Origin of the sequence: Tsukamurella conjunctivitidis (genome assembly GCF_007858475.1) — a bacterium.
GTDB classification, from domain to species: domain Bacteria; phylum Actinomycetota; class Actinomycetes; order Mycobacteriales; family Mycobacteriaceae; genus Tsukamurella; species Tsukamurella conjunctivitidis.
Window position 1 is genome coordinate 46,655 of the sequence record NZ_VIGX01000003.1, and the last position, 18,528, is coordinate 65,182.

Annotated in this window: 15 protein-coding genes; 9 read left to right on the plus strand and 6 right to left on the minus strand. The window is 70.6% G+C overall.

All coding sequences use genetic code 11. The annotated features are described in order from the left end of the window. Window positions 1-41: 41 nt before the first annotated feature. From FK530_RS07280 to FK530_RS07300, 5 genes are all read right to left on the minus strand, one after another. Entirely contained in the window at window positions 42-1,109 is a 1,068-nt protein-coding gene (locus FK530_RS07280) for an SLC13 family permease (protein WP_146486374.1), read from the minus strand. Continuing rightward, a complete protein-coding gene (gene uvrC / locus FK530_RS07285) occupies window positions 1,106-3,142 on the minus strand; it encodes an excinuclease ABC subunit UvrC (protein ID WP_146486375.1) in 2,037 nt (678 codons plus the stop codon). The genes FK530_RS07280 and uvrC overlap by 4 nt, the downstream gene beginning before the upstream one ends. 88 nt (window positions 3,143-3,230) lie before the next feature. Continuing rightward, the gene (locus tag FK530_RS07290; RefSeq protein WP_146486376.1) at window positions 3,231-4,457 is read right to left on the minus strand and encodes a hypothetical protein; all 1,227 of its coding nucleotides are present in this window, start codon (window positions 4,455-4,457) and stop codon (window positions 3,231-3,233) included. A 59-nt stretch (window positions 4,458-4,516) separates the two neighbouring features. Further along, window positions 4,517-6,175, minus strand: coding sequence for a long-chain fatty acid--CoA ligase (locus FK530_RS07295; protein WP_231706533.1), 1,659 nt, complete (start codon window positions 6,173-6,175; stop codon window positions 4,517-4,519). Window positions 6,176-6,238: 63 nt separating this feature from the next. Beyond that, a complete protein-coding gene (locus tag FK530_RS07300; RefSeq protein WP_146486378.1) occupies window positions 6,239-6,898 on the minus strand; it encodes a hypothetical protein in 660 nt (219 codons plus the stop codon). Window positions 6,899-7,049: 151 nt separating this feature from the next. On the opposite strand from FK530_RS07300, the gene FK530_RS07305 reads away from it, so the two are divergent. From FK530_RS07305 to FK530_RS07345, 9 genes are all read left to right on the plus strand, one after another. Further along, on the plus strand, window positions 7,050-7,976 hold the full coding sequence (locus FK530_RS07305) for an intradiol ring-cleavage dioxygenase (protein ID WP_146486379.1): 927 nt from the start codon (window positions 7,050-7,052) through the stop codon (window positions 7,974-7,976). A gap of 119 nt (window positions 7,977-8,095) precedes the next feature. Further along, window positions 8,096-9,448, plus strand: a complete 1,353-nt coding sequence (locus tag FK530_RS07310; RefSeq protein ID WP_146486380.1) for an LLM class flavin-dependent oxidoreductase — start codon at window positions 8,096-8,098, stop codon at window positions 9,446-9,448. Window positions 9,449-9,513: 65 nt separating this feature from the next. After that, the gene (locus tag FK530_RS07315; protein WP_146486381.1) at window positions 9,514-9,954 is read left to right on the plus strand and encodes an HD domain-containing protein; all 441 of its coding nucleotides are present in this window, start codon (window positions 9,514-9,516) and stop codon (window positions 9,952-9,954) included. Between the two features lie 558 nt (window positions 9,955-10,512). Beyond that, window positions 10,513-11,181, plus strand: coding sequence for a DUF4352 domain-containing protein (locus FK530_RS07320; protein WP_146486382.1), 669 nt, complete (start codon window positions 10,513-10,515; stop codon window positions 11,179-11,181). Between the two features lie 172 nt (window positions 11,182-11,353). Next, window positions 11,354-12,358, plus strand: a complete 1,005-nt coding sequence (locus FK530_RS07325; RefSeq protein WP_146486383.1) for a hypothetical protein — start codon at window positions 11,354-11,356, stop codon at window positions 12,356-12,358. Window positions 12,359-12,383: 25 nt separating this feature from the next. Next, entirely contained in the window at window positions 12,384-13,394 is a 1,011-nt protein-coding gene (locus FK530_RS07330; RefSeq protein WP_146486384.1) for an ankyrin repeat domain-containing protein, read from the plus strand. A gap of 40 nt (window positions 13,395-13,434) precedes the next feature. Next, on the plus strand, window positions 13,435-14,889 hold the full coding sequence (locus FK530_RS07335; protein WP_146486385.1) for a peptide MFS transporter: 1,455 nt from the start codon (window positions 13,435-13,437) through the stop codon (window positions 14,887-14,889). A gap of 111 nt (window positions 14,890-15,000) precedes the next feature. Further along, window positions 15,001-16,581, plus strand: a complete 1,581-nt coding sequence (locus tag FK530_RS07340) for a GMC family oxidoreductase (protein WP_146486386.1) — start codon at window positions 15,001-15,003, stop codon at window positions 16,579-16,581. Next, the gene (locus tag FK530_RS07345; RefSeq protein WP_146486387.1) at window positions 16,578-18,065 is read left to right on the plus strand and encodes an aldehyde dehydrogenase family protein; all 1,488 of its coding nucleotides are present in this window, start codon (window positions 16,578-16,580) and stop codon (window positions 18,063-18,065) included. Before FK530_RS07340 ends, FK530_RS07345 begins: the two co-directional genes overlap by 4 nt. Window positions 18,066-18,069: 4 nt before the next feature. Here FK530_RS07345 and FK530_RS07350 read toward each other — a convergent pair whose 3' ends face one another. Beyond that, window positions 18,070-18,522 carry a PH domain-containing protein gene (locus FK530_RS07350; protein ID WP_146486673.1) on the minus strand — a complete coding sequence of 151 codons (453 nt, stop codon included), beginning with the start codon at window positions 18,520-18,522 and terminating at the stop codon, window positions 18,070-18,072. Window positions 18,523-18,528: the final 6 nt, after the last annotated feature.

Below are 18,528 nucleotides of genomic sequence, written 5' to 3' on the forward strand. Positions count from 1 at the left end.
AAGCATCGGCGGAGCGGAACGGTCCGGAGTTACCGGACGCGTCAGAGAACGAGAACGGCCAGAATGGTCGCCGGAACCGCCAGGACCAGGCCGTGGACGGCGAACCGTCGGGCATCGATCCGCACCCCCGCGCGCAGGCACCGCTCCCGCCAGAGGAGCGTCGCGAGGGACGCCCACAGCGTCACGATCGGGGCGACGCCGACCCCGATGAGGAGTGCCATGAGCCGGACCGGGTCGCCGGCGGCGACCGGTTCGAGCGCGAGATACGCGGGGAGGTTGTTCACCCCGTTCGCCGTGAGAGCCCCGACGCCCGCCACGCGCAACAGGTCCGACGGGGCGGTGCCCGTCCCCGCAACACCCCGCAGGACACCCTCGAGGCCCGCCGCGAGCGCCACCTGCACTGCGGCGAAGACGGCCGCGAGGAGCAGGACCATTCGCCACGGCACGACGATCTCGCGGAGCCGCTGCGGCGCGCGGGCGGCAACCACTGCGACCAGCACGACCGCGGAGACGGTCGCGGCTGCGGCGGGCGGGACGCCGAGCGCGAAGGCCGGGCCCAGAGCGAGGCAGGCGGCCGCCGCGACGCCGAACAGGACCCGGTCCGGCGGGGGCTCGAACTCCGGCACGTCGTACCGCCCGCGCAGGTCCCGGCGGTGCAGCAGCCACAGCACGACGACGGTGACGGCGATCGCGACCAGGGCGGGGCGCCAGGACAGCGCGAGGTAGGCGCGCACTCCCCCGTCGAGGTGGTAGACGGCGAGCAGGTTCGTCAGGTTCGAGACCGGCAGCAGCAGCGACGCGGTGTTAGCGAGCCACACCGTGGTCATCGCGAAGGGCAGGGGCGCCACTCCGAGGCGTGCGGCGGCCGCGAGCACCACCGGGGTGAGGAGCACCGCGGTGGTGTCGAGACTGAGGACGATCGTCGCCACGCAGGCGAGCAGCACGACGCCCAGCCACATCAGGAGGACGCTGCCGCGGCCCAGGCGGGCCGCGAGGACCCCCATCGCGTCGAACACCCCGGACAGCTGGGCGATCTCGGCGACGACGGTGATCGCGAGCAGGAAGAGGAGAACGGGGGCGACCTGCGCCACCACGTCGGCCGCGGTCACGCGCCGTCGGTGCGCAGGCCGTCGAGCACGGTGCGGGCGGTGGTCAGGCCGATTCCCGGGACCTCCACGATCTCCTCCAGACTCGCCTCGCGGAGCTTGGTGACCGAGCCGAAGTGCTGCAGGAGCGCGGTCTTCCGGGTGTCCCCCAGCCCGGGGATCGCGTCGAGCGCGCTCGCCGTCATCCGCTTGGAGCGCTTGTTGCGATGGAAGGAGATCGCGAACCGGTGCGCCTCGTCGCGCACGCGTTGCAGCAGGAACAACGCGTCCGAGCTGCGCGGCAGGATCACGGGGTCCTCCTCGCCGGGAACCCACACCTCCTCGAGTCGCTTCGCGAGGCCGACCACGGCCACATCGGTCACGCCGAGTTCGTCCAGGACCTCCTGGGCTGCGGCGGCCTGCGGCGCGCCACCGTCGACCACGAAGAGGTTGGGCGGGTACGCGAACCGGCGCGGGCGGCCGGTCTGCGGGTCGATGGCGGCCTCCGGGGCGAGGTCGCCCCCGTTGTTGTCGGCGGCGAGGTCGCCCCCGTTGTCGCCGGCGACGACCGTTGATCCGGCCTCGGGTGAGCCCGCGCCGTCGGCCGCTCGTGCGTCCGCGCGGTGCCGGAGGAAGCGGCGACGGGTGACCTCGGCGATCGAGGCGACGTCGTCACTGTGTCCGTCGCCCGCGGCCTCCTTGATCCCGTAGTGCCGGTAGTCGGACTTCTTCGCCAGGCCGTCCTCGAAGACCACGAGCGAGGCCACCACGTCGGAGCCCTGGATGTGGCTGATGTCGACGCACTCGATCCGCAGGGGCGCCTCGTCGAGGTCGAGGGCGTCCTGCAGGCCCTGCAGCGCCGCCGAACGTGCCGTGAGATCGCCGGAGCGTTTGAGCTTGTGCTGGTGCAGCGCCTCGATGGCGTTGCGCTCCACGGTCTCCATGAGCGTGCGCTTGTCGCCGCGCTGCGGGACCCGCAGGGAGACCTTGGCGCCACGCAACTCCTCGAGCCATTCCTGCACCTCGTCGGCGTCGTCCGGCAGTACCGGGACGAGCACCTCGCGTGGGACCGGGTTCACGGCGGCCGCGCCCGACTGCTTCGCCCGCTCGGCCTCCTCGCCGTAGAACTGCGTGAGGAACTGCTCGATGAAGTCGGCGTTCTCGCTGCCCTCCGCATCGCCCGGCTTCTCCACCACCCAGCCCCGTTGACCGCGGACCCGGCCGCCGCGGACGTGGAAGATCTGCACCGCCGCCTCGAGATCGTCGGCGGAGAAGGCGATGACGTCGGCGTCGGTACCGTCGCCGAGCACGACGGCCTGCTTCTCCACGGCCTTGCGCAGGGCCGCGACGTCGTCCCGCAGCCGCGCGGCGCGCTCGAAGTCCAGCTCCTCGCTGGCGCCGAGCATGTCGCTCTCGAGCTGCTTGATGAGGTTGTCGGTCTTACCCGCGAGGAAGTCGCAGAAGTCGAGCACGATGTCGCGGTGCTGGTCGGCCGTGACCCGCCCGACGCACGGCGCCGAGCATTTGTCGATGTAGCCCAGCAGGCACGGGCGGCCCATCTGGTTGTGCCGCTTGAAGACCCCCGCCGAACAGGTCCGGGCGGGGAAGACGCGCAGCAGCAGGTCGAGCGTCTCGCGGATGGCCCAGGCGTGGCTGTAGGGGCCGAAATATCGCACGCCCTTGCGCCGGGGGCCGCGGTAGACGTACAGCCGCGGGTACTCCTCGTTCAGGGTGACCGCGAGCATCGGGTAGGTCTTGTCGTCCCGGTAGCGGACGTTGAACTGGGGGTCGAACTCCTTGATCCAGTTGTACTCGAGCTGCAGCGCCTCCACCTCGGTGCCGACGACCGTCCATTCGACGGACGCGGCGGTGGTGACCATCTGGTAGGTGCGCGGGTGCAGGCCGTAGACGTCGGCGAAGTAGGAGTTGAGGCGGCTGCGCAGCGACTTCGCCTTGCCCACGTAGATGACGCGGCCGTGCTTGTCCCGGAACTTGTACACGCCGGGCTGCAGGGGAATGGTGCCCGGTGCGGGACGGTAACTCTGCGGATCGGCCACCCGTCCAGATTAGGACGGCGGGCCGACATGTTCGGGTGCGGGCGGTGCTCGCCCCGGCCGCCGACGGCGATGCGAGCCGGTCAAGCGGTCACGCGGGCGCCGCGGTCACCGCCGTCCCGGCCTCCACGGCGCGCCGGTCCTGCGCGGCGCGTCGGGGCGCCCGCGGACGGGGCGGGACCATGCTGCGGGAGGCCAGCGGGTCGTCGCCGGCAAGGTCGAACCGTCCGCGGTAGCCCGGTGCGTCGATCCGGTGCGCCACCAGATGGGGCGTGAGCAACGCCACCCACAGGCCGCAGAGGTGGCACTGCACCCGGTCGCCGTCGTCCTCCAGGTGTCCGCGGTGCGAGCGCAGCAGCTCACCCAACGACTCGGCGTAGTCGTCGTGGGCGGCCATGCGGTCCAGCAGCTCGGCCACCCGTTGGTCCGTCGCGTCGATCCGGGTGCGGAACTGGGCCGGGCTCAGGTGTTCGAGCACGCAGCGCCGCAGCTCGAGATAGTGATCGAGCAGGCCCTCGCGCTCCATCGCGTGCTCGAAGGCGGTGCGTGGGGCGGCGTGACCGTCGTGCTCGGGGCGCGCGGCCCAGCGCGCCGGCGTGCGGGCCGAGCCCCGTCGCCGTCCACTGATCCGCCCGTGCGCCGCGACGTGGTTGTCGACGCTGGCGAACCACAGGCCGCACGCCGGGCACTGCTTGAGCGCGCCGCCGGGGGCGTTGACGGCCGAGGGCACGGTGAACGCCGCCGGGTCGTGACTCCACGCGTCGATGATCGCCACGGTCACGGACGCCGCGTCGGTGCCCACCCGGTCCGCGAGCCGGCTCGGCCCGAGGCCGTTCGCCGCGGCCCAGTTGGCGGCTTCCGCCCAGCTGCTCCAGGGCGCATCGGGCGGCAGTTCGGTCAGTGGCACACCCCGGCCGGGCGGCGGGGGCTCGAGAGAGCCTTCCAGGGCCGTCGGCGACGCCCGTGGACGCACGGGCCGACCGGTCGACCGCGCGGGCTCGGCCACCCGCTGCTTGCTCGCCCGCCGGGCCCGCGCCGTCGTGGGGCGTTGACGCCCCCGCCGGTGCACCACCCGGTGCGCCTCGACGTCGGAGAACCAGATCCCGCACTCGGGGCACTGGTCCACGCCGACCGGCGGTACCGCCGCCGGCGGCCGGGTGAACAGATCCGGCGATCGCGCCCATGCGTCCGCGATCGCCAGCAGCGCGTCGATCCGGGTGACCCCCTCGCGCTGGGCGATCGCGCCCACGCCGAACCCGCCGGCCGCCGCCCAATTAGCAGCGGCGACCCAGCGCGGATCGTGAGACTGCTCGGGCATGCCTTTCAGAATGCATCATCGTGTCAACCCCAGGTGTTCTGACACGCCCGTCCGAGTCTCTATTCGTGGACGACGGACAGGTCGCCGGTGGCGTGCTGGGCGCGGAGAACCTTCTTGTCGAACTTGCCGACCGACGTCTTGGGCACCTCGGCGATGAACGCCCAATTGTCGGGGATCTGCCACTTCGCGAACGTGCCCGCGAGGTGTTCCCGCAGCTCAGCAACGGTGACCGTGGCGCCAGGCTGGAGGACCACCGCTACCAGCGGACGCTCGTCCCACTTCGGATCCGGCACGCCGATCGCCACCGCCTCGAGCACCGCGGGGTGCGCCATGACCTCGTTCTCCAGCTCGACCGAGCTGATCCACTCGCCGCCGGACTTGATGACGTCCTTCGAGCGGTCCACGAGGGTCACGTAGCCGTCGGCGGTCAGCTTGCCGATGTCGCCGGTGCGCAGCCATCCGCCCTCGAACTTGTCGGCGCCCACCGGTTCGGCCCCCTCCGGGCTGTAGTAGCTGCCGGTCACCCACGGGCCCCGGACCTGCACCTCGCCCTGCGCTTCCCCGCCCGCCGGCACGACCTCGCCGAGGTCGTCGACCAGCCTGCCCTGCACGCCCGGGAAGAACCGGCCCTGTGTGTTCCGGTAGGCCCACGCGTCCTCGCCCGTGACGCCGCGGGGCGGCCACGCGATGCTGGCGAGCGGCGAGGTCTCCGTCATCCCCCAGGCCTGCACGATCTGCACGCCGTGCCGGTCCAGGGCCTTCGCCAGGCTCAGCGGGACCGCGGAGCCGCCGCAGGCGATGTGCCGCAGGTGGGTGATGTCCTGCGGGTGCGCGTCCAGGTGGTTGACGATGCCGATCCACACCGCCGGGACCGCGGCGGAGATGGTCGGCTTCTCCTCGGCGAGGAGTCGGACCATCGGCTCGGGCTGCAGGTAGCGGTCCGGGAGGATCAGCGAGGCGCCGGACATCAGGGCGCCGAAGGGCGTGCCCCAGCTCATCGCGTGGAACATCGGCACGATCGGCAGCACGGTGTCGTTCGGGCCCATCCCGAGGCCGTAGCTCGCGCACACCGCGGTGGAGTGCAGCCAGATGCTGCGGTGGCTGTACATGACGCCCTTGGGATCGCCCGTGGTGCCGGAGGTGTAGCAGGCCGCGGCGGCCGCGCGCTCGTCGATCTCCGGCCAGTCGTATTCGTCGCTCTGCGCGTCCAACAGGTCGCGGTAGTCGTGCAGCTGCACGCCCGACGGTGCCTCGACCAGGGTCTTGTCGCCGTCCACCACGATCACGTGCTCGATCGTCGTCATCCCGCCGATCGCGGCGTTGAGCTGCGGGATCAGGCTGCCGTCGGCGATGATCACGCGGTCGGCGGCGTGGTTCGCGATGTAGGTGATCTGGTCCGGGAAGAGCCGGATGTTGATCGTGTGCAGCACGCTGCCCATCGCCGGGATCGCGACGTACGCGGTCATGTGCTCGTTGTTGTTCCACTGGAAGGTGCCCACGCGATCGCCCGGGACCACGCCGAGGGCCTTGAGGGCGTTGGCGAGGCGGGCGGCCTCGCGCCCCATCTCGCCGAAGCTCATCCGGGTGGTCTTCTCGGGTGTCCACGTCGCCACCTCGGCCGCGTCCGCGTACCAGGTGGTGGCGTGGCGGAGCAGCGTCGCCAGCGACAGGTGCTCGTCTTGCATGGTGGAGGTCAGGGGCAGGATCCGCTCAGGCATGGACCATGCGTACCGCATGTCCGACGGTGCGCGGCCCTGTTTCGACCAGCCCACCGGGATCGCTCAGGCGACCGACCGGACGAGTCGCAGGTCGACGGCGGCCCCCAGACCATTCGCCGGACGGCGCTCCCCCGGCCACCAGTCGTCGAGGATCACCCGGACCGCCCACCCGGTGAACTGTCCGGCGTCGGAGTCGAACCCCGCGGGCTGCGACACCTCCAGATGGATCGCCTCACCGTCGGTGCGGTATAGGAGCACCCACGCGCCGGACAGCGCACCGTCGGCCTGCTGGACGGGGCCGAAGTCGGACAGTGGGAACAGCACCTCGTCGGGGCGGAAGGAATCGGCGGTGGCGCGCCCTTTGCGCCGGGCGGTGTGCGGGCCGAACGCCGACAGCGGACTACCCGTGGCCCAGTCACCGCTCATGACGGCGAGGGTGCGGCCGCTCTCGAGGTGTCGGCTGATCGGCTGGCCGCGACGATCGTCCGGGAACCAGCGCTCCGTGGCTGCGAGTCGGCGGCGCAGCGCGGCGACCACACCGATCCAGCGCACGAGCCCCGGCGCCGTGGGCGGGGCGAAGTGATCGAGCTCCTCCGCGCAGCGCACCCCCTCGGCGACCGCGGCGTAGAGGTCATCGACCTCGACGTCCATCGCGCGCAGGTAGTCCGCCGCCCGCTCGGGCGGGACGATCTGCGCGGTGAGCAGTGGCTGCAGGTCCGACATCGCTCCCCCTTCGACGATGCCCGCACGCTATCGCCGAGGTCTGACATCTTCGGGCTCCCAGCGGGTTCACAGCGACATCGGAGACGCCGGGACGAAACGGTCGTTAGCGTTCATTTCGACGCGGGGATCGGCCCCGCCCGAAAGGAACGTCATGCGCCGCACGTACCAGGGACGCGCCCTACCCCGACCGGACGAGGAGGTCGTCGATCAGGGACTCGGCTTCGACCTCGGAACCCTGACCAGCCGCCGGCGGATGCTCTCGATGCTCGGGATCGGCACTCTCGGGCTCGGGTTGGCCGCGTGCGGGACGAACGCGAACACGACGTCCGGGGCCTCGTCCTCGTCGGCGTCCGCGACATCGTCGGCGGCCGGCACCGCGACGGCCCTGGCGGAGATCCCCGACGAGACCGCCGGCCCGTACCCCGGCGACGGGTCGAACGGACCCGACGTTCTGGATCTCGAGGGCGTGGTTCGGAGCGACATCCGGTCCAGCTTCGGCGAGATGCGCGGGACCGCCGAGGGCGTCCCGATCGACCTGGAGCTGACGGTGCGCGACCTCGCGAACGGCGGCGTGCCCTTCGCCGGCGTGGCGGTGTACGTCTGGCACTGCGACCGCGAGGGCCGCTACTCGCTGTACACCGAGGGCGCGACCGATCAGAACTACCTGCGCGGCGTGCAGATCGCCGACGGCGCCGGTGTCGTTCGGTTCACGAGCATCTTCCCCGCCTGTTACGAGGGCCGTTGGCCGCACATCCATTTCGAGGTCTACCGCGACCGCGCGGACATCACCGATGCCACGAGGGCGATCGCCACCTCGCAGCTGGCGTTCCCGAAGGACGTGTGCGACGCCGTCTACGCCACCGCCGGATACGAATCGTCCACCAGGACTCTGAGCCGAGTGTCGCTGACCTCCGACGGCATCTTCGGCGAGGACGGTGCCGCGCACCAACTGGCCACCGTCACCGGTGATGTGAAGGCCGGGTACCGGGTGTCGCTCCCCGTCGGCGTGGACACCCGGACGGAACCGACGGCCCCGAGCATGCCCGGGCCGCCGCCGGGCGGCGGGCGACCGCGGTAGCGGCGGGCGGGTGCCACCGCAGCTGCGGGCGAGCCACTTCCATGCACGGGGATCCCAAGGGTTCCGCGCGGCATCGGCGGCCCGAAGACTGCAGGCAACCGCCCGATGAAAGGAACGCCATGACCCGCCAGCTCCACCTCGGTGGTTTCCAGATCGCCTCGCACGTCACACATTCGCACGCCGCGTGGCGCCATCCGGCATCCGATCCGGCGTTCCTCACGCCGGAGTACTACCACCGGATCGGGCGGATCCTGGAGCGTGGCAGGTTCGACTTCTTGTTCTTCGCGGACCTGCTCTCCGTGCCTACGAGGTTCGGGAACGACATCGACGAATCCTTGCGCCGAGGGACCCAGGCCTCCGCGACGCTCGATCCGTCGATCGTGGCGGCGTCGATCGGCGCCGTCACCTCGCGGCTCGGGATCGCGATCACCAAGTCCACCACCTATTTCCATCCGTTCGAGCTCGCGCGGATCTTCTCCAGCCTCGACCACGTCACTCGCGGGCGGATCGCGTGGAACATCGTGACGTCGCTCAGCCAGTCGGAGGCCCTCAACTTCGGTCATGACGAGCACCTCGAACACGACCTGCGGTACGTGCGAGCGCAGCAGTTCGTGGAGACGGCCGTCGACCTGTGGGCGTCATGGGAGCCGGATGCGCTGGTACAGGACAAGGAATCCGGCGTCTTCGCCGATCCGACGCGGATCCGCGCCGTCGATCGGCGGTCCGAGCACTTCCGCACGCGCGGGCCGCTGCCGACGCCGCGTTCCCCGCAGGGAAGGCCGGTGCTGATCCAGGCCGGATCATCGGGCCGGGGCAAGGACTTCGCGGCGAAGTGGGCCGAGGCGATCTTCGAGATCGATCCGACGCCCGAGGGCAGGCGCGCGTACTACGACGACGTGAAGTCGCGAGCGACGAACTTCGGCCGGAACCCCGACCACGTGAAGATCTTCCCGTCCTTCATCCCGTTCGTGGGTGAGACGGAGTCGATCGCGCGCGAGAAGCAGGCCTTCCACAACGATCTGGCCGATCCGATCTCCGGACTGATCACCCTGTCCGTCCACACCGATCACGACTTCTCGCAGTACGACCTCGACAAGCCGGTGGAGGACGTCACGGTCAGCGGAACGCAGGGCCTGTTCGACGTGGCCCGGCGCCTGTCCGAGCGCGACAACCTGACGCTGCGCGACATCGGCAAGCTGTACGCGCAGGGGGTACTGCTCCCGCAGTTCGTCGGGACCGCCTCGGACATCGCGGACCAGATCGAGGAGGGGTTCACCGGCGGAGAGGCCGACGGGTACATCCTCTCCGCCGCCAGTTCGCCCGGCACGTTCAACGACTTCGTCGACTTCGTGGTCCCCGAGCTGCAGCGACGCGGCCTGTTCCGCCGGGAGTACACGGGCACCACGCTGCGCGAGCACCTCGACCTCCCCGCCGATCCGTTCGCGCCGCTGGAGACGGCGAAAGCGAGCTGATCACCGCGCTGCGCGCGACCTACCTGTCAGCGACCGGTGCCACCATGGGCACCAGGAGGTAGGACATGACAATCGATGCGATCGCCGATTCCGTCGCGGAAACCGCGCATGCAGGTCAGACGGACAAGGCCGGGAACGACTACATCACCCACCCGCGCAGGGTGGCGAGCCTGGTCGCGCCGCAGACTCCGGAGAACCGCGCAGCGGCACTGCTGCACGACGTGCTGGAGGACACGTCGGTGACTGCGCGAGACCTCGTCGACGCCGGGATCCCGGCGTCCGTCGTGCACGCCGTCGCACTGCTCACCCGTCGGGACGAGGTGCCGAGCGACGAGTACTACGCCGCGATCCGCACGGATCCGATCGCGCTGGCGGTCAAGCGGGCCGACATCGCCGACAACACCGATCCGGCGCGGCTTGCGCTGCTCGATCCCGCGACCCAGGCTCGATTGCGGGCCAAGTACACCGCAGCACTGACGGCTCTGGGCGTCACCACGGTCGACTGAGTACCTCCTCCGCCCGAGCCGACACCGCAGCAATGGGGTCGAGCACGGGGGACCAAGGCCGAGCGGCTGAACCACCACGACGTCCGGGACGCGGGCGCTGGCGGGGGGTGCGCGGGTTCCAGTACCACGTAGACCTCCACTCGCCATGTTCGGAAGCGCGGCGTCCAATACCGCCCACGGCCGAGACGGCGCCACGGAATGCTTCGAACTCGACCGTGGCGACACGATCCGGGGCCCACACTCTCGCTGACGGTCGGCGCGCACGCGCGACCGCCGTCGGATCAACGGCGACAACGCGGTCGACGGGCTCCTGACGTGCGGTCGCCGGCTGCCGAAGAACTTGTCAGTGGTCGGTGCGATGCTTCCTCCATCAGGTCCTGGGGAGGATGAAATGACCGCATGCACAAGCATTCTGACGTGAACTAACAGTCACCACTTCTGACGGGTGCAGTCCGCGCACCGTCGACCTGATCCACCGGAGCCGAGGGCTCCACTCACGACGTAAGGCACTTCCCGCCTCCCGTCGACTTCACCGATCCCAAGAATCGAGGATTCGTCATGTCTCAGCAGCCCTTCCCGCTGCAGCCCGGCCGGCCCGAGCAGCCCGGTCAGCCCTACGCCGGACAGCAGTACCCCGGCCAGCCCGCGCAGTACGGCACCCCGCCGCCTCCCCCGGCCAAGAAGAAGCGCAAGTGGCCGTGGATCGTGCTCGCGGTGATCGCCTTCCTGGTGGTCGTCTCCGTCGCGACCGGCGGCGGCGACAAGGACGAGGCGACCGCCGCCGGCAACACCACCGCCGCCGCCACCTCGAAGTCGGATCCGAAGGCCGCCGGCCTGAACACCCCCGTCCGCGACGGCAAGTTCGAGTTCGTCGTCACGGGCGTCCAGACCGGGCTCGCCGAGGTGGGCGACAACCCGTACCTGGCGAAGAAGGCGCAGGGCCAGTTCGTGATCGTCGCGATGACCGTGAAGAACATCGGCACCAAGCCGCAGGACTTCAGCCCGTCGTCGCAGAAGGTGAAGGACGCGCAGGGTCGCTCGTTCGAGTCGGACTCCATGGCGCAGATCGCGCTCGGCGACTCCGACGTGCCGGTGTGGGACAACATCAACCCGGGCAACACGGTGCAGATCAAGGTCGTCTTCGACATGCCCAAGGACGCCGCACCCGCCACCGTCGAGCTGCACGATTCGATGTTCTCCGGTGGCGCGACCGTCGCCCTGAAGTAGCGGACACGTCCCGGTCGCCGCACCGCGGCGGCCGGGGCGGTCGTCACTGCAGCGTCAGTCTCCGGTGCCCACCATGGCTCCGGCGGAAATCACACGGCTCTGTCACGGTCGCCGCGGCGCTCATCCTTGGATTCTCGGTACATTCGAGGTAGGGCTCTGGAGGAGGTTCGAGATGGCGGAGACGGTGCCCCAGGAGATCGCCCAACGGGTGACCACGGCGGCGGACGCGGTCCCGGTCGGGCGGGAGCAGGCGCAGGCCGCGGCGCACGACGCCGCCCACTACCTGCAGAACCTGCGCGCGACTGCGATCGACGACGCCTACCGGCGGTATACCGCGAGCAACACCCCCGGCTACCTCGCGCACCTGCAGTACGGGCCGCCGCCCCAGATCAAGAAGGGCGCCGCCATCGTCGTCGTGATCGGCGCGCTCGTGGTCAGCAGCGTGGTCGCGACGGCCGGGATCCCCGCGATCGTGGTCTTCCTCCTCGCGGCAGTCGGCGTCGCCGGGTTCCACTTCTGGCGGCTGGCGCAGTACCGGAGCCGGATCGCCGAGCGGGAGCAGGCGCGTCTCGACGCGAACCCGTGGCCGTTCCGGGCCGAGCGCACGCCCGCCTACAACCCCGACGCCGAACCGGGCCAGACCCGCGTGGAGACCCGGCTCCTCGGCGTCGCGGTCCTGCTCACCGAGGAGATCCGCCGCTCCCCCGCGTGGAACAACCCGATCCTCGACCAGCACCGCGTCCGCATCAACCTGGACGCCACGCTGCAGGACATCAGCCACCGCGCCCACCGGGTGTGGCGCATGCGCACCGACACCCCGCGGCCGTCGGGCGAATCTCCCGTCACGCAGGCCCTCGCGGACCACGTCGACGAGTACACGCACGCCGCACGCATGGCCGAGAACGCGCTGCGCGACCACGTCGCCGCACTCGCCGAGTACCTGGGCGAGCTGCGCCCCGTCGAGCGGCTCCTCGGCGACCTGCAGATCCTCGACCGCACGAACAGCAGCGCGCACCGCGAACTGCTGGATCAGCTGTACCGCGACGCCGTCGGGAACGAGGCCGACGCGCTGCGCTTCCAGCACCACGCCGACGAGCTGCGCGACCTCCAGGCGAGCCTGGACACCCAGTTCCACTTCCTGCGCGAGCAGGTCGCCAGGACCAACCTGCTGCGCTGAGCGATCGACGAGGGGCGGAGGCATCATGGCGGACCGGGCACGCAGCGGCTCCCCCGGCGCGTCGAACACGGAACTGACCGTGGACCCGTGCGCGGTCGACGAGTCCGCGCTCGCCCCGGAGGACCTGTTCTGCTCGCTGGCCAGTCTGCGCTACGGCCCGTCGGACGAGCCGCCCCGCTGGCGCGAGGCCGCCGACCTGCTCGCGCGCGACCCCGGCATCGTCGACCGCAGCATCTGGGCGGCGGCCACCGCGGGCGACTCGGATGCGCTCACCGCGCACCTGCACGACGATCCGTCGCTCGCCGCCTCCGCCGGCGGCCCGTTCGGCTGGCATCCGCTCACCTATCTCTGTTACTCACGGCTCCCGCTCCCCGGCGCACAGGACAACGCCCTGGAGGCCGCGGCCCTGCTCCTCGACGCGGGCGCCGACCCGAACACCGGCTTCCTGCACTCCGGCCTGCCCACCCCGTTCACCGCGCTGACCGGGGTCTTCGGCGAGGGCGAGCAGGGCGCGGGCCGGGAGCCCCGGCACACCCGCTGCGACGAGCTGGCGACCCTGCTGCTGAACCGCGGCGCGCACCCCGTCGACCAGCAGACGCTGTACAACAGGATGTTCCGTCCCGACGACGCGCACCTGGAACTGCTCTTCGCGCACGGGCTCGCCGACGCCGGGCCCGGCCCGTGGGACACACGGGAGGGCGCCGAGACCGAGGACCGCGAGCAAGTGTGGCGGCGTCAGGTCGAGTGGGCCGCGCAGCACGGCTTCACCGAGCGCTTGCACCTCCTCGCCGAGCACGGCATCGACGTCTCGGGCGTGACGGTCACCGTCCCGACCCTCCCCGACGATCCGAACGCGCGGGACGAGGCGGGCGCGACGCCGCTGCATCACGCCGCCTGGGCGGGCGACCTCGACCTGATCCGCACGCTGCTCGACGCCGGGGCCGACCGCACCGTCGTCGACGGGAGGCACGGCACCACCCCGCGGGAGTGGGCCGCACACGCCTACCAGCCGGACGCCGAGCGACTCCTGCGCTGAGCTGCCACGCCCGGCGGCCCGCGCATGGTTACATCAACGAATGACCACCACCCCCGGTTACAAACCCGACACCCGCTTCTTCGGACATCCCTGGCCGCTGGTGAACCTGTTCGGCGTCGAGATGTGGGAGCGCTTCTCCTTCTACGGGATGCAGGCGATCCTCGCGTACTACCTGTACTACTCGGCATCCGAGGGCGGCCTCGGGTTCGACAAGACCACCTCGCTCGGCATCGTCGGCGCCTACGGCGGCTTCGTCTACCTCTCGACGATCGCCGGCGCCTGGGTGTCGGACCGCCTCCTCGGCGCGGAACGCACCCTCTTCTACTCCGCCTGCCTGGTGATGGCCGGCCACATCGCACTCGCGCTCATCCCCGGCGCGGCGGGCGTCGCGATCGGCCTCGTGCTCGTGGCGGTCGGTTCCGGCGGTGTGAAGGGCAACGCCACCAAGGTCGTGGGCGACCTCTACCCCGACGGCGACACCCGCCGCGACGCCGGCTTCTCACTCTTCTACATGGGCGTGAACCTGGGCGCCTTCATCGGCCCGCTGCTGACCGGTTACCTGCAGGACAACGTCGGCTTCCACTGGGGTTTCGGCCTCGCGGCGGTCGGCATGGCGCTGGGCCTCCTGCAATACGCGCTCACCCGCAAGATGCTGCCCCGGATCAGCCAGGAGGTACCGAACCCGGCCTCCCGCAGCGACATCCAGCGGGTGGGCGCCGCTGCCGCGGTCGCGATCGCGATCTTCGTCTCACTGATCCTGTTCGGCGTGATCACCGCGAAGAACCTGGTCGACGCCGTCATCATCACGGTCGCCGTCATCTCCGTGGCCTACTTCGTCTTCCTCCTCGGCAGCAACCGGGTCGACGCCGCCGAGCGCAACGGCGTCAAGGCCTTCATCCCGCTGTTCCTGTCCCAGGTCGCGTTCTGGGCGTTGTTCCAGCAGATGTTCACCTTCGTCGCCGTCTACGCCGACGAGCGCCTCGACCGCAGCCTCGGCGGCTGGGAGTTCCCCGCCTCCTGGATCCAGTCCGTGGACCCCGTGTACATCCTGCTCTTCGCGCCCGTCTTCGCCGCGCTGTGGACGAAGCTCGGCACGCGCCAGCCCAGCACGCCGATCAAGTTCGCCATCGGCACCATGGGCATCGGCGTCGCCTTCCTCGCCTTCCTGCTCATGCCCGCGGGCGTGAACACCGCACCGCTGATCGGCCTCCTCGGGATCATGCTCATCTTCGCGCTCGCGGAGCTGTGCATCTCGCCCGTCGGCCTCAGCGTCTCGACGAAGCTGGCCCCGCGCGCCTTCGCCACACAGATGGTGGCCCTGAACTTCCTGTCGATCAGCCTGGGCACCGCCCTGGCCGGCCGCCTGGCGACGTTCTACGACCAGAACGACGAGGCGCCGTACTTCCTGGTGCTGGGCGGCACCGCCATCGGCATCGGCCTGGTCGTGGTGGCGCTGACGCCGATGATCAAGCGCCTCGCACCCGCGGTCGCCTGACGGCGGCGGACGGACCCCGATCGGCCCCGTCGAACCTGCCGATTCCGTTCACGATCGCGAGACTTCCGAGTAACTTCGTGGGCAAGCACTGGAACGACGCGAGGAGCGGGTTTGCCGGCGGACGAGTACGACTACATCGTGGTAGGGGCCGGCAGCGCGGGCGCCGTCATGGCGGCGCGACTGTCGGAGGATCCGGGCGTCACCGTCCTGCTCCTCGAGGCCGGCGGCGAGGCGGATGCGGACGAGGTCCACATCCCGCTCGCCTTCTCCGCGCTGTTCAAGACCAAGTGGGACTGGAACTACACCACCACCCCGCAGAAGCACCTGGACGACCGTCCCACGTACTGGCCGAGGATGAAGGCGCTCGGCGGCTGCTCGTCGATGAACGCGATGATCTACATCCGCGGCAACCGCGCGGATTTCGACGCCTGGGAGTCGGAGTACGGCGCGCAGGGCTGGTCCTACGACGACGTGCTGCCGTACTTCATCAAGGCCGAGAACAACACCGCCCGGCGCGATGACTTCCACGGCACGCGGGGCCCGCTCAACGTCGAGGACCGGGTCTACACCCACCCCCTGGTCAGCGCGTGGGTCGAGAGCGCCGTCAGTTCCGGGCTCAAGCCCAACGACGATTTCAACGGCGCCACCCAGGACGGCGCCGGCCTGTACCAGGTCACCTGCAAGGGCGGCCGGCGCTGGTCGACCGACAAGGCCTACATCGAACCGGCGCGGTCGCGGCCGAACCTCACGGTCGCGCTGGGCGCCACCGCCCGGCGGATCGAGTTCGACGGTGACCGCGCCTCGGGGGTGACCTTCAAGCAGCAGGCCGCGGAGCACACCGTGAGCGCCCGCCGGGAGGTGATCCTGTCCGGGGGCGCGATCAACTCGCCGCAGCTGCTGATGCTCTCGGGCATCGGCCCGGCCGAGCACCTGGCCGAGTTCGGTATCGACACCCGGGTGGCCCTCGCCGGCGTGGGGGCCAACCTGCACGATCACCCGATCGTGCCGATCATCTTCGACACCCACGGCGTCAGCGACCTCATGGAGGCGCAGAACCTGCAGAACCTCCTCCGCTGGAAGATCTTCGGCAACGGCCCGCTCGCCTCGAACGGCGGCGAGGCGGGCGGCTTCTACCGCTCCCGCGACGATCTCGAGCACCCGGACCTGCAGTACCACGTGATGGGCTCGGGCTTCTACGACAACATGCTTCACGAGCCGACCAAGCGCGGCTTCATCTGCGGCCCCACCCTGGTCAACGTCGCCAGTCGCGGCCAGGTGCGGCTGCGCTCGGCGAACCCCGACTGGCACCCGTCGCTGGAACCGAACTACTTCGACCAGTCGGCGGATCTCGACGCCCTCCTCGCCGGCACCCGGGCCGGCTTCGAGCTGTGCCGGCAGGGTCCGCTCGCGCGCAACCTGGGCAAGCCCTGGCACGTGCCCGAGGATCCGTCCGACGACGACTTCCTCGCCTTGATCCGCACATACGGCCAGACGCTCTTCCACCCCGTGGGTACCTGCGCCATGGGGTCCGGCGAGGACGCCGTGGTCGACCCGCAGCTGCGCGTCCGCGGCACCGAGGGACTGCGCGTCGTGGACGCCTCGGTCATGCCGATGATCACCCGCGGTAACACGAACGCCCCCACCATCATGATCGCCGAGAAGGCGGCCGACGAGATCAGGAAGTCAGCATGACTGCAGCGAACACGACGACCTTCGACTCCCTCAACCCCCGCACGGGTGACGTGGTCGAGACCTATCCCATCCACTCGGCCGACCACGTGCACGCCGTCGTCGCGCGGGCCCGCGAGCAGGCCGACTGGTGGCAGGAGATCGGCTTCGACGGGCGCAAGCAGGCGCTCAACACCTGGAAGGGCGTGATCACCAGGCGGATCAACCAGCTGGCGCAGATCGTCCACGACGAGACGGGCAAGCCGCACGGCGACGCGCTGCTCGAGGCCGCGCTCGGCATCGATCATCTCTCGTACGCCGCCTCGCACGCGAAGAAGGTCCTCGGGCCGCGGCGCGTCGGCTCCGGCCTGGTCATGGCGAACCAGTCGGCGACGGTGCGCTACCACCCGCTCGGAGTGGTCGGCGTGATCGGCCCGTGGAACTACCCCGTCTTCACCCCGATGGGCTCGATCGCCTACGCCCTCGCCGCCGGCAACGCCGTGGTCTTCAAGCCCTCGGAGTACACCCCCGGCGTCGGGGTCTGGCTGGCCCGCACCTTCGAGGAGGCCGTGGGCCGCCCCGTGCTGCAGACGGTCACCGGCCTCGGCGAGACCGGCAACGCGCTCTGCACCTCCGGCGTGAACAAGGTCGCGTTCACCGGCTCCACCAACACGGGCAAGAAGGTCATGGCGGCCTGCGCCGAGACCCTGACGCCCGTGGTGATCGAGGCCGGCGGCAAGGACGCCTTCCTGGTGGACCGCGACGCCGACCTCGACGCCGCCGCGGACGCCGCGGCGTGGGGCGCGTTCGCCAACGCCGGCCAGACGTGCGTCGGCGTGGAGCGCGTCTACGTGCACAAGGACGTCTACGACCCGTTCCTGGAGAAGCTGGTCGCGAAGGCCCGCGAGGTCACCGCGAACGACTCGGACGACTCGAAGATCGGTCCGATCACGATGCCGAGCCAGCTGCCGATCATCAAGTCGCACATCGAGGACGCGCTCGCCCGCGGCGGCCGTGCCCTCGTCGGCGGGATCGACGCGGTCGGCGAGCGCTTCGTCCAGCCGACGGTGCTCGTCGACGTCCCGGAGGACTCGATCGCCGTGACGCAGGAGACCTTCGGCCCGACGGTGACCGTCGCCAAGGTGGAGACGATGGACGAGGCCGTCGAGCTCGCCAACGCCACCAAGTACGGCCTCGCGGCGACGGTCTTCTCCAAGGCCCGCGGCATGGAGCTGGCGGACCGGATCCGCTCCGGCATGGCCGCGGTGAACGGCATCATCACCTTCGCGGGCGTGCCGAACCTGCCCTTCGGCGGTGTCGGCGAGTCGGGCTTCGGCCGCATCCACGGCCCCGACGGCCTGCGCGAGTTCACCTACGCCAAGGGCATCGCCCGCAAGCGCTTCACTCCGCTGCTCAACCTGACGAGCTTCGCGCGCACGGCGGCGCAGGAGGGTCAGCTCACGCAGCTGATGACCCTGCTCCACGGCCGCGGCGGCACGATCAAGTAGCGCCTCAGCGCTGGTAGACGGCGGCGATCTCGCGGGCGCGGTCCAGCGACTGCACCGCGAGTTCGCCGTCCCGCGCCTGGATGGCCCAGATCGCGACGAACTCGTCGCGCGGGAGTTCGAGGTGCGCGAACTGCGCGCCCTCGGGGAACGAGAAGCCCTCGACGATGTCCCACGGGTAGGTGTTCTCATTCAGAAGGTTGCGCACCGACACCCCGTCGGGACCGAGGCGCAGCCGCGGGCGGGCGAACAGGAGCGAACCGCCCGCCAGGATCAGGCCGATCACGACCATGCCGATCTGGTCGGACAGCCGGAAGGTGAGCCCCGAGTCGCCACCGGCCTTGAGCAGCCAGGCGACGAAGGCGTGGCCCAGGACCAGCACCACGGCGAAGGACCAGGCGTAGATCTTGATCTTGCGCGGGGTCACGTCGAGCACGGGCTGCGTGGTGGCGTCGGTCATCACGCG

Bases quoted from the DNA above. Each gene is read 5' to 3' on its own strand.
- FK530_RS07290 (WP_146486376.1), bottom strand. From the start codon at position 4,457: ATGCCCGAGCAGTCTCACGATCCGCGCTGGGTCGCCGCTGCTAATTGG.
- FK530_RS07295 (WP_231706533.1), bottom strand. From the start codon at position 6,175: ATGCCTGAGCGGATCCTGCCCCTGACCTCCACCATGCAAGACGAGCAC.
- FK530_RS07300 (WP_146486378.1), bottom strand. From the start codon at position 6,898: ATGTCGGACCTGCAGCCACTGCTCACCGCGCAGATCGTCCCGCCCGAG.
- FK530_RS07305 (WP_146486379.1), top strand. From the start codon at position 7,050: ATGCGCCGCACGTACCAGGGACGCGCCCTACCCCGACCGGACGAGGAG.
- FK530_RS07310 (WP_146486380.1), top strand. From the start codon at position 8,096: ATGACCCGCCAGCTCCACCTCGGTGGTTTCCAGATCGCCTCGCACGTC.
- FK530_RS07315 (WP_146486381.1), top strand. From the start codon at position 9,514: ATGACAATCGATGCGATCGCCGATTCCGTCGCGGAAACCGCGCATGCA.
- FK530_RS07320 (WP_146486382.1), top strand. From the start codon at position 10,513: ATGTCTCAGCAGCCCTTCCCGCTGCAGCCCGGCCGGCCCGAGCAGCCC.
- FK530_RS07325 (WP_146486383.1), top strand. From the start codon at position 11,354: ATGGCGGAGACGGTGCCCCAGGAGATCGCCCAACGGGTGACCACGGCG.
- FK530_RS07330 (WP_146486384.1), top strand. From the start codon at position 12,384: ATGGCGGACCGGGCACGCAGCGGCTCCCCCGGCGCGTCGAACACGGAA.
- FK530_RS07335 (WP_146486385.1), top strand. From the start codon at position 13,435: ATGACCACCACCCCCGGTTACAAACCCGACACCCGCTTCTTCGGACAT.
- FK530_RS07345 (WP_146486387.1), top strand. From the start codon at position 16,578: ATGACTGCAGCGAACACGACGACCTTCGACTCCCTCAACCCCCGCACG.
- FK530_RS07350 (WP_146486673.1), bottom strand. From the start codon at position 18,522: ATGACCGACGCCACCACGCAGCCCGTGCTCGACGTGACCCCGCGCAAG.